The 13,662-nt window shown below is 46.3% G+C and carries 10 protein-coding genes; 3 read left to right on the top strand and 7 right to left on the bottom strand.

Features of this window, described 5'->3' with window-relative positions; genetic code table 11:
• Positions 1 to 145: 145 nt before the first annotated feature.
• Positions 146 to 1,744, top strand: a complete 1,599-nt coding sequence (locus ACTXGE_RS01460) for a GMC oxidoreductase (RefSeq protein WP_443541152.1) — start codon at positions 146 to 148, stop codon at positions 1,742 to 1,744.
• A gap of 169 nt (positions 1,745 to 1,913) precedes the next feature.
• On the opposite strand, the gene ACTXGE_RS01455 is transcribed toward ACTXGE_RS01460, so the two are convergent.
• Complete coding sequence (locus tag ACTXGE_RS01455) at positions 1,914 to 2,168, bottom strand: DUF4282 domain-containing protein (RefSeq protein WP_443541153.1); 255 nt, start codon at positions 2,166 to 2,168, stop codon at positions 1,914 to 1,916.
• Positions 2,169 to 2,355: 187 nt separating this feature from the next.
• Here ACTXGE_RS01455 and ACTXGE_RS01450 point away from each other — a divergent pair, with 187 nt between their 5' ends.
• On the top strand, positions 2,356 to 3,375 hold the full coding sequence (locus ACTXGE_RS01450) for a lipoate--protein ligase (protein WP_443541154.1): 1,020 nt from the start codon (positions 2,356 to 2,358) through the stop codon (positions 3,373 to 3,375).
• 45 nt (positions 3,376 to 3,420) lie between these two features.
• On the opposite strand, the gene ACTXGE_RS01445 is transcribed toward ACTXGE_RS01450, so the two are convergent.
• Entirely contained in the window at positions 3,421 to 4,620 is a 1,200-nt protein-coding gene (locus tag ACTXGE_RS01445; protein ID WP_435950101.1) for a serine hydrolase domain-containing protein, read from the bottom strand.
• Between the two features lie 452 nt (positions 4,621 to 5,072).
• Positions 5,073 to 7,229 carry a 2,4-dienoyl-CoA reductase FMN-binding domain-containing protein gene (locus ACTXGE_RS01440; protein WP_443541155.1) on the bottom strand — a complete coding sequence of 719 codons (2,157 nt, stop codon included), beginning with the start codon at positions 7,227 to 7,229 and terminating at the stop codon, positions 5,073 to 5,075.
• Positions 7,230 to 7,489: 260 nt separating this feature from the next.
• Between ACTXGE_RS01440 and ACTXGE_RS01435 the strand changes: the two genes are divergently transcribed.
• Positions 7,490 to 9,154 carry an AMP-binding protein gene (locus ACTXGE_RS01435; protein ID WP_443541156.1) on the top strand — a complete coding sequence of 555 codons (1,665 nt, stop codon included), beginning with the start codon at positions 7,490 to 7,492 and terminating at the stop codon, positions 9,152 to 9,154.
• Positions 9,155 to 9,242: 88 nt separating this feature from the next.
• On the opposite strand, the gene ACTXGE_RS01430 is transcribed toward ACTXGE_RS01435, so the two are convergent.
• The 4 genes from ACTXGE_RS01430 to hemA form a co-directional block, all read right to left on the bottom strand.
• Complete coding sequence (locus ACTXGE_RS01430; protein WP_443541157.1) at positions 9,243 to 9,662, bottom strand: DUF6691 family protein; 420 nt, start codon at positions 9,660 to 9,662, stop codon at positions 9,243 to 9,245.
• Between the two features lie 69 nt (positions 9,663 to 9,731).
• Complete coding sequence (locus tag ACTXGE_RS01425; RefSeq protein ID WP_435950096.1) at positions 9,732 to 10,169, bottom strand: YeeE/YedE family protein; 438 nt, start codon at positions 10,167 to 10,169, stop codon at positions 9,732 to 9,734.
• A 203-nt stretch (positions 10,170 to 10,372) separates the two neighbouring features.
• Entirely contained in the window at positions 10,373 to 11,509 is a 1,137-nt protein-coding gene (locus ACTXGE_RS01420) for an aminotransferase class V-fold PLP-dependent enzyme (protein ID WP_435950095.1), read from the bottom strand.
• Positions 11,510 to 11,949: 440 nt separating this feature from the next.
• Positions 11,950 to 13,272 (bottom strand): glutamyl-tRNA reductase, encoded by a 1,323-nt coding sequence (gene hemA / locus ACTXGE_RS01415; RefSeq protein ID WP_435950094.1) that lies wholly within the window; start codon positions 13,270 to 13,272, stop codon positions 11,950 to 11,952.
• Between the last annotated feature and the right edge of the window lie 390 nt (positions 13,273 to 13,662).

Raw genomic sequence — 13,662 nt, 5'->3', positions numbered from 1 at the left:
TTACGGCTTGAGAAATAGCTAATCTCTATGATTTAAATGCGATCTTGATTTCATCGAACTTAGTAAATCGCCGCTCTGAAACAATAACGACACTTTTGTTTGCTAGACTCTCGCCTATCAAATTAGCAAAATTTTAGAGAGCACTATGCAAAGACGTCAATTTATAAAATCTATGGGCTTAGGGGTCGCGACGGTCAGTGCATCGGTCACCATGAGCGGCTGCCAAACCCTCGCCAAACAGCCAAAACTACCTAGCACCGTGACTCAAGCGGGTCACTTTGACAATATAATCGTCGGTAGTGGTTACGGCGGCGCGGTATCAGCACTGAGACTCAGTGAAAAAGGCCATAAAGTGCTCATTCTTGAGATGGGTATGCGCTGGGATAGAACGCCCGAGCACGATACCTTTTGCAAGATGATTACTGCGGATAAACGCTCGAGTTGGTTTAGTAACTTTCCCAATGCGCCTATCCCGATTCCCATTCCCATCCGAAAATACCCTGGCGTGTTAGATTTAATCGAATATGATGATATGAAAGTCTTCGCAGGACGCGCTTATGGTGGCGGCTCTATCGTCAATGGCGCGATTGCTATCCAGCCGAGGCGCGCGCACTTTGAAGCCGTCTTTCCGTGGATAGATTCTGATGAGATGTACGATATCTATTTTCCAAAGGCGATGAAGGAATTAAAAGTCAGTCAAATTCCCGAATCTTTTTTTAATCAATCCGAGCATTACGAATTTACCCGCGCCGCTGAACGTCAAGCTGAGAGAGCGGGACTAAAAACGGAATTCTTCGGTAATAGCTACGACTTTGACTATATGCAACGTGAGGCCAAAGGCGAAGTGTATAAATCGGGATTGGGCGGTGAAGTCATTTACGGTAATAATGCGGGCAAGTATTCACTCGATTTAACCTACCTTAAAGACGCGGAAGCCACAGGCAATGTCACGGTAAAAACCCTACGCAAAGTCAATAGCATCCAAGCGCTCGATAATGATCAACTCAGACTAGAGGTCCACGTACTTAATACTAGTGGCGGTATAGACAAAATAGAGCACTACACTTGCGATAAGTTGTTTCTCAACGCTGGTAGTACAGGCACCGCGGAGCTACTATTGAAAAGCCAAGCTGAAGGCAAATTAAACAACTTAAACGAGCACATCGGCAAATACTGGGGGCCAAACGGTAATATCATGACTGGTCGTAATTTCGTTCATGCCGCTGGCACTACTCAATCTACCATTCCGGTCAAAGGCATCAACATGTGGGACGGCGATAGAGACGGTTCAAAGTACAAAATCTTTGCCGAACTCGCGCCATTGCCGCTAGGACTTGAGACATGGACGACGCTGTATCTTGCTATCACTGACAATCCTGAACGCGGCAATTATTACTATGACAAAGCCACAAAAACCGTCAAACTCAACTGGAAGCGCGAGCAAAACGAGTATTCGGTAAACGCGGCCAAAGAATTGATTGAAAAGCTAGCAAAAGCCAATGGTGGCTCGATATCAAGCTTACTGTTCACCAAAGGCTTCGGTGATGACTTTTGCTACCACCCACTTGGCGGCTGCGTCTTAGGTCTAGCAACTGATGGCGTGGGACGCGTCAAAGGGCATGAGAATATCTATGTGCAAGATGGCGCGTTAATCCCCGGCAGTGCGGGCGTCAATCCGTATGTGTTTATCACCGGACTTGCTGAGCGGAATATGGCGGCTGTTTTAAGGGAAGATTTTGGGTAGTGAGTTGGGACTAGATAGATGAAAAACGCTCTTAGGGGGCGTTTTTTTAGGTTTTGTAGAGACCCTCTTATCTACTAAAAGTTATATTTAACCTTAAACGGCGGATTACGCTTGAGCTAACCCACCCTAGGCGCTGTTTATTAAGACCGAACATTTTTCAAGCGCTTGTCTACAGTTGACTCTTCTCGCTGATTGTCTTTAAGTATTTATTATTGCGAAAGATAACCATGATAAGCTCGCAATAAACTCTGACAGAAATGGCACCAAATACCATAACCATCAACCCTGCAAAGAACCCTGCCGCGCCCATACCTGAGAACATCACACTAATGCCGCCAACAAAAACGGTAAAAAGGGATAACCAATATATAATAGTGATAACTCTAGGTGTAATAAAAGAATCAAATGATAATAGCGAATTCATGGTCTAATGTCCTAAATAGAATGTGGGTTGCTAAAGCTAATGATAAAATAAAGTTTAATATTGAGCGTTACTTTATAGCAATATTATACCTATAAAAATTAACAAAACAATCTATTTAAAGACATAAGTCCACTTAAACCCGAGTTAATTTTCATATTACTTTCTTATAATTAAAAAAGGAAAAATAATGAAACTACGCATCTTAAAATCAGCCGTGACCAACCCTTGGTTTAACCTCGCGACCGAGGATTGGATATTTAATACGCTCGACGCAGACTCGCATACGCTATTTTTATGGCGTAATAGCGAGACCGTGGTCATCGGGCGCTCGCAAAACCCATGGGTGGAATGCAAAATCGATAAGATGGAAGAAGACGGGGTGTTTTTGGCGCGGCGGCAAAGTGGCGGCGGCGCGGTGTTTCATGACTTGGGCAATACTAACTTTACCTTTTTATCGCCTAAGGAAGACTACGACCAAGAAGCAAACTTTACTATTATTGTCAATGCGCTGAAAAAATTAGGCATAGACGCGGAGTTGTCTGGGCGTAACGATATGCAAGTGGGTGATAAGAAAATATCAGGTAGCGCCTTTAAACATGCGGCGGATCGCAGCTTTCATCACGGTACTTTATTGGTCAATGCCAATATGCAAAAGCTAGGCGATTATCTCAATCCGCATCCGCTCAAGTTGCAAGCCAAAGGTATCAAATCGGTGCGTTCTCGTGTGGCTAACTTGGTTGAGTTTAATGAAGACATCAATCATGAGATTTTATCCGAGGCGATTATCGAGGCGTTTTACGAATACTATCATGTCACTGATTATGGCGACACTACGCCCGTAGAAGAGTTGGATGAAGCCAGTCTCGCCAAGCAGCCTAACCTGAATAAATACTATCAGCAAATGGCCGATTGGGACTGGCGCTTTGGCAAGACGCCGCAGTTTAATCATCATATAGAAACCCGTTTTGATTGGGGTATTATTGATTTGCATATGGATGTTCAGCAGGCAGTGATTACGGAGGTGGTTATCTTCTCGGATGCATTAAACGTGGAGTTAATTGAGCTATTAAAAGAAACGCTGACGGACATTAAATATAATCGAAGTGAGGTAAAAGCCAAGCTTGCTGAGCTAGCCCAAGCACATGCTGAATTAGCCGCGCAAGTTGATGATGTTTCTGAGTGGTTGCTTGATGAGATGGAAGTTTAGGTTTTGCGGTTATAAACAAGGTACAGTCTTACAACCGCTACTATTTTATTCTAAGCCATCCAAAACGGCTTTAACCTCAGTGACATACTGACCCAAATCTGGCTCCAAATTGAACCCTTCAACTGGCGTGGGCAAGCCCTTTTGCTTCCCTAATCTAACGATAATCGCGTTCTCCTCTGGGAGCACGAGCACGCGCTGGCCTAAATGTCCCAGCATCGCATAATAAGGTATCGGACTGTCCATATCCGTCCATACTGAATGTCCGTAGATTGGCGCATAACCGTCAGGAAAGGCATCTTTATTGGGCGTAATCATAAAATCTATATGCTCTTTGGTGAGTAATTGCTCGCCCTGCCACTCGCCACCGTTCACTAGTAATTGCCCAAATTTGGCAAAATCAAGCGCACTGGCATTGAGGCAGCAATAGACCTTTTCGATATTCGCAGCGCCATCAAGCGACCAGTAGGCGTCGCCTTGCATGCCTAAAGGTTGCCAAAACTTCTCTTCCAAGTAACTAGAAATAGTATAACCGTGCGGTTCTAACGCCCTTGATAATGCAATCCCCAGCATTTGCGTATCGCCGGAGGAGTATTCAAATTGACCACCGCATGGCTCAACAAAATCACGATTGACCATTTGCTTGACCAAGTCATGACCGTAATAAGATTCAGCCGTCGGGTTAATGGGGAAGTAATAATCCTCGGTCCAATCATAACCTGAGGTCATCGCTGAGAAATCTGCAAGGGTACAATTCTGCGCGTATTCGCTATCTGCGTATTCCGGCAACCACCTAGTAATCGGCTCATCGACGCTGCCAATATAGCCGTCTTCTACGGCTTTGAGATAGAGCATAGTGGTGACAGTTTTTGCCATCGAAAAGCTATTGGTGTGCGAATTGGCATCGTAACCTTGCCAGTAGTTTTCGTACACTAGCTTGCCGTCTTTGATAATTGCAAAGGCCACCGTTTCGTCGGTATCTAAGGCGTTTTGTAAGGTTGGCGTGAGTTTGACTTGCTCAAAGCTTGGATCTTTTTCCCAAGCGATAGCGTCTTTGGCGCGAATCGTACGATTATCAAAATCAATATAATCATCGATATTGGCAGTGGCTTCACCTTTAAGATAAGTGAGCTGTAAGCCGCGGAAGATATAGCCATTGCCTGTCACTACTAGACCTAAACTGATAATAATAAGCAGCGCTAAGATAGGTAACACAATCCATTTAAACAGAGTCTTTAACACAGCCATGTTCAAATCCTTTTTTATGGCGTGAATGATGAGTACGATTGAGTATCATTGATAGGATTTAATCTAGCATGAATGGAGTGTTTTGGGAGGTGGATTTTTGAATGGTGAGCTTAGAGTGTAGGCTGGGTTTTTAGCCCAGCTTTGAAACTTTGCAAAGTCAAAATGCTGGGTCAAAAACCCAGCCTACACATAATTTTATGATGCGCTGGACGTACCCTATGACCACGACCAATATCTGCAAGAAAACAAATCTTACCGCTAGCCCTGATGTGAGAGCCGTAAAAAAATTGTACACAATTTTAGGCTAGCAAGGAGAATCCCCTTAAAGGGGAATTCTTAAAGGTATCCTCTCGCAGTTTAGTCCGCACGCCATCAGCAAGACAGATACAAACAGACAGCAGGAAATTGCTCCCCTACCGTCTATTAACTTACCCTAAGATTTTAAACCAAACCTATATCTGCACCGCAACCTCTGCCCCATCACGAATGGCGCGTTTGGCATCGAGTTCTGCTGCTAATTTTGCGCCACCAATCAAATGATATTGCGCGTCTGGCGCATCGCCAACGTTTGGCATTAGCTCAGCGACAGACTCTTGACCGGCGCAGACGACGACGCTATCAACACGTAGCAACTGGCTTTGACCTTGGTCGTTAGTGACCCAAATGCCCTCATTGGTGATTTTGTCGTATTGCACGCCTGAGACTTGGATGACGCCGTGCGATTTGATGTGTGCGCGATGCACCCAGCCAGTCGTTTTGTTGAGACCAGCACCTAAGCGGCCTTTGCTGCGCTGCATCAGATACACTTGGCGAATCGGGGTGATGCCTTCAGGTTTGATTAAGCCGCCATCTGTTTGATAGTTCATATCAGAGGTAACGCCCCATTCTTCGCGCCACTCCTCAACAGATTGTGGCTCGGGGCGATAGCTTGGATCTTTGAGCGTCTCAGGTCCTAGCTCATCTAGCGGCTGACCGTGACGTGCAGTGAGGTATTCGCTCACATCGAAGCCGACGCCGCCAGCACCAATGACCGCAACGGTATCGCCGACAGATTTTTCACCGGATAATAATTCGGCATAGCTGATCACTTGCGGCAGGTCTGCACCTTCAAGCTTACCTTCTAGGCTCTTAGGCACCACGCCTGTGGCAACAACGACGTGTTGGAATTTACCATCGCTGAGCATGGCTTTGTCGACTTGGGTATTAAGTTTAATCTCAACGCCTAAGTGCTCAAGCTCATTGATGTAGTAGCGAATAGTCTCAAAGAATTCTTCTTTACCTGGGATGACTTTGGCGTAGTTGAACTGACCGCCCAAAATATCACGCGCTTCAAAGAGCGTGACGTCATGACCGCGCAGCGCTGCGACGTGCGCTGCTGACATGCCCGCGACGCCACCACCGACGACAGCCACTTTTTGTGGCTTTTTGGTTTTGGTATAGACCAGTTCAGTCTCATGACACGCTTGTGGATTGACGAGACAGGTTGAGCGCTTATTGGCAAAGGTGTGATCGAGACAAGCTTGGTTACAGGCAATACAAGTATTGATACGATCGGCTTGACCGTCTTTGGCCTTGTTGACCCAGTGCGCATCAGCGAGGAAGGGACGCGCCATTTGAATGAGATCAGCTTGGTTACTTGCGACAATATCTTCTGCCGTATCTGGCATATTGATACGGTTGGCCGCCATCATTGGAATACTGATGTGCTTTTTGATCTCGCTGGTAAAATCAACAAAAGCGGCGCGCGGAACGCTAGTGACGATAGTCGGTACGCGTGCTTCATGCCAGCCGATACCCGTATTCATAATGGTCACGCCAGCAGCTTCTAGTGCTTTAGCAACTGTAATGACCTCATCCATGACATTGCCATCTTTGACCAAATCGATGACAGATAGACGAAATATGATAATAAAATCTTCACCAACCGCAGCGCGCACCGCTTTGACGACGTCAACGGCGAGTTTCATACGTCCTTTAATATCACCACCGTACTCGTCATCACGCTGATTAACATGGCTTGATAAAAACTGATTGAGTAAGTAACCCTCAGAGCCCATGATCTCCACGCCATCATAGCCTGCTTGCTTAGCCAATTTGGCAGAGCGCGCATAATCTTCAACCGTTTGCTCGATTTTGCTAATACTCATCTTACGTGGTTTAAATGGCGTAATCGGTGATTGAATCGGGCTTGAGGATAGGATAAATGGATGATAGCCGTAACGACCACTGTGCAATATTTGCATAATGATTTTGCTATCGTACTTGTGCGCGGCGCGAGTCACGCGTTGATGATTGATAACATCTGCTCGCGTATTCATAGTGCCGCCAGCAGGCAACAGCCAGCCTTCACGATTGGGCGAGATACCACCCGTAATCATCATCGCTACGCCGCCTTTAGCACGCTCAGCGAAATAGGCGGCAAGCTTGCCATAGTTATAAAAACGGTCTTCAAGTCCAGTGTGCATCGAACCCATAACTAAGCGATTCTTAAGCGTAGTAAAGCCTAAATCTAGCGGCTCAAAAAGATGAGGATAATGCGCGTTAGCATTAGCAGTGTCTATTGTATCTGTCGTGCTGGCAGTGCTTTTAGCTGAGGTGCTGGCGCTCATAGGGTCGTCCTTGTCAACGAGATAAAATTAAAAATTATAGTTATCCTACCACACCGCTACGACTATCAGCTATGCGGACAAACGACTGATGAGTGAGCATTAGATCAATATCAATATCAGTAGGCTCAAGGCCTCTTAAAAATCATCCCAAATTAAGCCCACTTTTGACGTGTCTTTGGCTATAATAAAGGCTAGCTGTTCGCCTAAGAGCCGTTATTATAAAGACAATCGCCACCCAAATACGATAAAGGACTATCATAATGACCGACTTTCACACAGGTCTTGGCAAAAACGCTGCCAATTACCAGCCGCTCACCCCTATTGATTTTATTATTCGTAGCGCTCAAGTTTATCCTGATAAGACCGCTATCATCTATGATGACCTTGAGCATAACGAATTAACTCAAACTTGGGCGCAGACCTATACCCGTTGCCGCCAGTTATCTGATAGCTTGCGCAAATTAGGTGTGGATAAAAACGATACGGTGGCTGTCATGCTGCCTAATACGCCAGCCATGGTAGAGGTCGCTTTTGGTGTGCCCATGTCAGGCGGCGTACTGTGTACGCTAAATACACGCCTTGATATCAATGCGCTAACCTTTTGCGTGCAGCATTCTGAAGCCAAAGTTTTGATCATGGATAGCGAGTTTGCTGACTTGGCTGAGATTATCGATGAGACCTTTCCTAATCTGATCGTCATTCATGCCACAGATAGCGCTCTTGATGTGGAACGCTTTGGTAAAATGAGCTATGAAGAGCTAATCGCCAGCTCAGATCGTCTGGATAATTGGGAAAAACCTGAAGACGAATGGGAAGCGATCGCCCTCAACTACACCTCTGGTACCACAGGCACCCCCAAAGGCGTGGTCTATCATCATCGCGGCGCCGCGCTAAACGCAGTCTCCAACATTCTAGATTGGGATATACCAAAGCATCCGCTGTACCTATGGACGCTGCCTATGTTTCATTGTAACGGCTGGTGCTTTCCGTGGACTATCGCTGAGCGTGCAGGCACTAACGTCTGCCTGCGCAAAATCGATGGCAATTTGATATTACAGATCATCGCTAAGCACAAGGTTAGTCATTACTGCGCTGCCCCTATCGTCCACAATATGATCGCAGGTGGGGAGGCAAGGCATAAAGACGCTATTAATCATAACGTCAAAGGCTGGGTCGCAGGCGCGCCGCCGTCAGAAACCATGCTTGCTGCTATGGAAGCTATGGGCTTTGATATCTCTCACGTTTACGGGCTGACCGAAGTGTATGGACCCGTCACTGTCTGTGCCGAGCAAGACCAGTGGGATGATCTTGATGTGACAGGACGCGCGCAAATGAAATCGCGTCAAGGCGTACGCTCGCATCTAATGACAGGGTTTGAGGTGCTTAGACAAGGTACGAGCGAACCGGTTGCCGCTGATGGTGAGGAGATGGGCGAGCTGGCACTACGCGGTAATATGATCATGAAAGGCTATCTCAAAAGCCGCAAGTCAACTGAAGCGGCATTCAAAGATGGTTGGTTCCGTACTGGAGATTTAGGGGTCAAATACCCTGATGGCTATATCAAAATCATGGATAGACTCAAGGACATTATCATCTCAGGCGGTGAGAATATCTCCAGTATCGAGGTCGAAAACGTCTTGTACAAAATGCCTGAGGTCGAAAGCTGCGCAGTAGTCGCCGCCCCTGACGAGCGCTGGGGTGAAGTGCCCGTTGCCTTTATCGAGATTCATGACGGTAGCACGCTACAACGCGATCATGTCATCGCACATTGCAAAGAGCATTTAGCAGGTTTTAAAGTACCTAAATATATCCTCTTTGCCGAAATACCCAAAACCAGTACGGGTAAAGTACAAAAATTTGAGCTACGCCAAGCGGCTATTTCACTTGCCCACGAGACACCAAAGGTGACCTCTAGTGCAAAGTAGGAATATAGTTTTAAATTATTTGCGCTAAAATATCAAAAAGGCTCCGTCTATTTTTTAGACGGAGCTTTTTTTATTTGCTTTGTTAATACTAGCTTATTTTTGGCTCAAGCCACCCAAAGGCCAGCATCCCAACGATCATCGCAGGGATAAATATAAAGGCTTGCCACGCTCCTGTACCCAGTAACACGATACCTGGGCCTGGACAAATACCAACCAGACCCCAACCGATACCGAACATCGTGGCACCGATAATAAGTCTTTTGGTGATGACCGTTTTGCCTGGCATATCAATTTCAGTACCGATCCAGCTCAGCTTTTGACGCCGAGCCAGTTGCACACCGACCAGAGCTACCGCTAAGCCGCCGCCCATGACAAGTGCCAGTGAGATATCCCAAGCGCCAAAGACATCCAAAAACCCTAAGACCTTTTCAGGATTGGTCATGCCTGATATCAGCAGCCCAAACCCAAATAACAAACCAACTAGTAACCCAATTATATTTTTTAGCATTGTCTTCTCTTTATCATCTATTATTGACTATGGCCTCTCAACCAACTCACTTTTTAAATCAGCACAAAGCTAAATCAAACCCAATACTTGTCTGCCGATATAAACGGTGAGAATGCCAAAGAGCATAAAGGTCACGGTCGCCACCATTGAGCGTGGTGACAAGCGCGCGTTACCACAGATACCATGACCACTGGTGCAGCCAGAACCCAAACGCGTACCAAAGCCAACCAGTAGCCCTGCGCCAATAAGTAACGGCAATGAGCCGGTCACCTCCATAGGCGGTAGCGGCGCGATAAGCTGATACAGTATCGGCGAGACAATCAGACCTAAGACAAATAATATCTGCCACAGCTCAACGCGTTTAGGTTTAAGTAAGCTTGCACTAATGCCACTGATGCCCGCAATGCGCCCGATGCCTAACAGTAGCACTACGGTAGCAACGCCTATGATAAGACCGCCTACCAAGGAGATAGGCGTAAAGGCTTGCCAGTCAATTTGTATGCTCATAATCATTACTCAATTTAAATGTGCCAGTTAGAGACGTGCCGATGTCAAATCCCTATAAAATCGACAACATCTATTTATAAAAAAACATTATATTATAAAATATAACAAATAGCCAAAAAAAGTGCTAAGCCATAAAATAGATAGACTCAGCACTTTTTAATTCATCAAAACCTAATGGATTTAACACTCGGTAAATAGAGCGATTACTTAGCAACGACCTCATCAAGAACTGACTCAAAACGCGCTACCGCACCGTCGACATCTGTTAGTTTATCGAGACCAAATAGCCCCAAACGGAAGGTCTTAAAGCTCTCAGGCTCACCGACTTTTAGAGGAACGCCTGCGGCAATCTGCATGCCTGCCTCAGCAAAGGCCGCGCCTTTATGCATATCGTCACGATCGGTATAAGAGACCACAACGCCTGGCGCTTTGAAACCATCAGCCGCTACGCTTTCAATGCCTCGGCCCTCTAGTACGTCGCGAACACGCTTGCCAAGCTCCCACTGCGCATCAGATAATGTATCAAAGCCGACTGCTTTGGCCTCCAAAATAGTATCGCGGAACTGACGCAAACCATCAGTTGGCATCGTGGCATGATAAGCATGACCGCCGTTTTCATAAGCGCGCATGATAGTGAGCCACTGCTTTAGATCTAGGCTGAAGCTGGTAGATTCAGTCTCCTCTACCTTTTTGACAGCGGCATCGCTTAGCATCACAAGACCGGCGCAAGGGGTGCTGCTCCAGCCTTTTTGCGGGGCGCTAATGAGTACATCAATACCCAAGTCTTTCATATCGAGCCAGACGCAGCCTGAGGCGATACAGTCGATGACGAGTAGACCACCCACGCTATGCGTGGCATCACTCAATGCCTTGATATAGTCATTAGGCAAAATGATACCCGCTGAGGTTTCAACATGCGGCGCAAAGACAATCGCCGGTTTTTCGGCTTTAATCTTGGCGACAGCTTCATCGATATCGACTGGCGCAAAGGGTTTTGGCGCCTCAGTGTCATCAGTACGATTGGCTGTCAAAACGGTAGAGGATTTGGCGATCTTGCCTTTTTCTAAAATCTGTGTCCAGCGGTAGCTAAACCAACCATTACGGATGATAAGGCAGTCCTCATCACGGGCCAACTGATTGGCAACCGCTTCCATACCATAAGTGCCCGCACCAGGGACGATGACCACAGCGTCAGCGTTATAAACTGACTTAAGCTCACTAGATAGATCATTCATGACCTGCTGAAATGCCTTTGACATATGGTTTAAAGCGCGATCGGTGTAAACCACTGAATACTCTAATAAGCCGTTGGGATCGATATCTTGACGTAATGCGGTCATGGCGTGCTCCTAGTTGGTAATTTATTAAAATAGAATTTAAAAGTGTTATGGTAAAGATTAAGGCGTATTTGATAATTCATAAATGAGCACTGCTGATCGCTAAAATGGTTCCAGACACGGCGCGAGTCGAAGATAATGTCCAGACCTTAGCTAGACTTGCAACACAGTATGGAGCAATTTTAGCATCAGCCTGGAAGGACAGGACTCTTTTTTGCCGCTCCTTTGATAAAAATAGACGCTTAGAATGACTAAACTTACTTTTTTTATCTTGCTTCTAATTTAAGAGCAGCGACTAAAAAATAGTCTCTGTCAGTGCCATGATCGAATATCAAACACGCCTTAAGTCATACTCGTTTAAGCGCTCACTTAGTTTGAGCTTGGCAGCCTAGATCATGATGCTGTTTGTATCGTATCGATTCTAGCATATATTAAACAAAAGCCTAACGGCGACGGTAGGATTCATTTAATCCTGAAACCACAAAATTTAGCAATTCACTATCGCCTTCTCGCGCCGCTTTACGCATCAGTTTCGATGGCGCGTGAGTGAGTGTCTGCGTTAAACGGCGCGTCAGCTCAATGACGATATCCTCAGCATTAGCTTCACCATCTGTAAGCTTTGCGATGGATTCACTTAGCAATTTGTCGACTTGATCGTGAGTGCGCAAGCGATACTCTTGAATATCACGGCCCACTTGACGCACAGCAAAACTTCGCTCCATCTCAACGACGAGCTGACTGACTAATAGCTCAGCGTCAACAGCGGCTTGACGACGCTGTTCGATGTTGCCAGCGATAACGTGTTGCAAGTCATCAACTGAGTACAAGTAAATGTCATCTATCTGACTAATACTAGCATCGATATCGCGCGGTACTGCCAGATCCACCATCAGCATCGGCTGATAACGGCGACGTTTGAGCGCTTGCATCGCCATGCTTTTATCAATCAATAGATCCATGCTACCGCTACAACTGCTGACAATGTCCGCCTCAGATAACACTTGCGGCAAATCTTGGAGCGTACGCACCTCAACCTGACAGTTTGCGTGTCGTAGCTCATCGGCCAAAATTTGAGCGCGCTCAGGACTGCGATTACAGATGATAACGCGCCCGATACCTAAACCTGCGATATGGGTCGCTACCAAGCGATTCATCTCGCCTGCGGCAACGACCAATAGCGTGCGACTGGGCAGGTTATCAAATATCTGAGTGGCAAGCTTAGCCGCTGCAAAGCCGAGTGATACTGCTTGGGCGCCCACTTGCGTCTCATTGCGGACGCGCTTAGCGGAGGCGAAGACCTGATCGACAATCCAGCCTAGCTGATTGGTCAGAGCTTTCTCATTTTGCGCTAAATGCACTGCTTGCTTGATTTGGCCAAGTATCTGCGGCTCACCGAGTATCATAGAATCCAGACCTGCGGCCACTCGTAGCCAGTGCGTTAAAGCATGAGTATCACGGTGCACATATAGATAGTCATCAATCTCAGTAAGCGCGATCTGCTTAAAAGTAGCAAGCCAAGTTTTTATACGTAAAATGTGCGCACTCACTAAAGCTGAGGATACAGAAGTTACAGAACCTGCATCAGCCTCTTGCGGCACGAGCGCATAGATCTCAGTACGGTTGCATGTAGAGACAATTACGCTACCATCGGTAAAGCGTTCCAACTGCTCAAGCGCAGTATTGACATCCTCACCAACAAGCGCCAAGCGCTCACGTAGAGCGACTGGTGCGGTTTTGTGATTGACCCCAATGACCACTAATCTCATTATCGATAGACCGTCTATATAACTCGCCCGTCAAGACTCACTTGACTTATAAAGGCGTTATTAAAGGCAACTGCTACACCTATGCACGAAAAGACAGATGCAATAAAAGTCGCCTATTGTATCACTCTTACAAGGTTTATTTAATACTTGCCCAGTAACCCTAGTGCTGTTTATCTGTATCTGGGCGCTGACAGCACAAATCAACTACTCCAAGGCGTCTTAGCAGTCATTTATTGAGCGCATTTATTGCCCTTGTTAGGGCAAATTTTAGCCCTACTTTTTGAGTAACAAGGACGCTATTGTTTATCACAAACGTCTCCTCTTATAATGAGCTGAGCTACTAACTCTAGTAAGAACAGTAAGAACAGTTACGTTAAACTAAATCGGCTT

The organism is Psychrobacter sp. T6-4 (genome assembly GCF_052258425.1).
Taxonomy (GTDB): domain Bacteria; phylum Pseudomonadota; class Gammaproteobacteria; order Pseudomonadales; family Moraxellaceae; genus Psychrobacter.
Note: the sequence above shows the minus strand (reverse complement) of the source record. Positions and strands in the feature narration are given on the sequence as shown.

What these genes read in the sequence shown, in the direction of transcription:
- ACTXGE_RS01445 (WP_435950101.1), bottom strand. Translation starts at nt 4,620, where the DNA reads ATGGCTGTGTTAAAGACTCTGTTTAAATGGATTGTGTTACCTATCTTA.
- ACTXGE_RS01460 (WP_443541152.1), top strand. Translation starts at nt 146, where the DNA reads ATGCAAAGACGTCAATTTATAAAATCTATGGGCTTAGGGGTCGCGACG.
- ACTXGE_RS01425 (WP_435950096.1), bottom strand. Translation starts at nt 10,169, where the DNA reads ATGAGCATACAAATTGACTGGCAAGCCTTTACGCCTATCTCCTTGGTA.
- ACTXGE_RS01420 (WP_435950095.1), bottom strand. Translation starts at nt 11,509, where the DNA reads ATGACCGCATTACGTCAAGATATCGATCCCAACGGCTTATTAGAGTAT.
- ACTXGE_RS01455 (WP_443541153.1), bottom strand. Translation starts at nt 2,168, where the DNA reads ATGAATTCGCTATTATCATTTGATTCTTTTATTACACCTAGAGTTATC.
- ACTXGE_RS01435 (WP_443541156.1), top strand. Translation starts at nt 7,490, where the DNA reads ATGACCGACTTTCACACAGGTCTTGGCAAAAACGCTGCCAATTACCAG.
- ACTXGE_RS01440 (WP_443541155.1), bottom strand. Translation starts at nt 7,229, where the DNA reads ATGAGCGCCAGCACCTCAGCTAAAAGCACTGCCAGCACGACAGATACA.
- hemA (WP_435950094.1), bottom strand. Translation starts at nt 13,272, where the DNA reads ATGAGATTAGTGGTCATTGGGGTCAATCACAAAACCGCACCAGTCGCT.
- ACTXGE_RS01430 (WP_443541157.1), bottom strand. Translation starts at nt 9,662, where the DNA reads ATGCTAAAAAATATAATTGGGTTACTAGTTGGTTTGTTATTTGGGTTT.
- ACTXGE_RS01450 (WP_443541154.1), top strand. Translation starts at nt 2,356, where the DNA reads ATGAAACTACGCATCTTAAAATCAGCCGTGACCAACCCTTGGTTTAAC.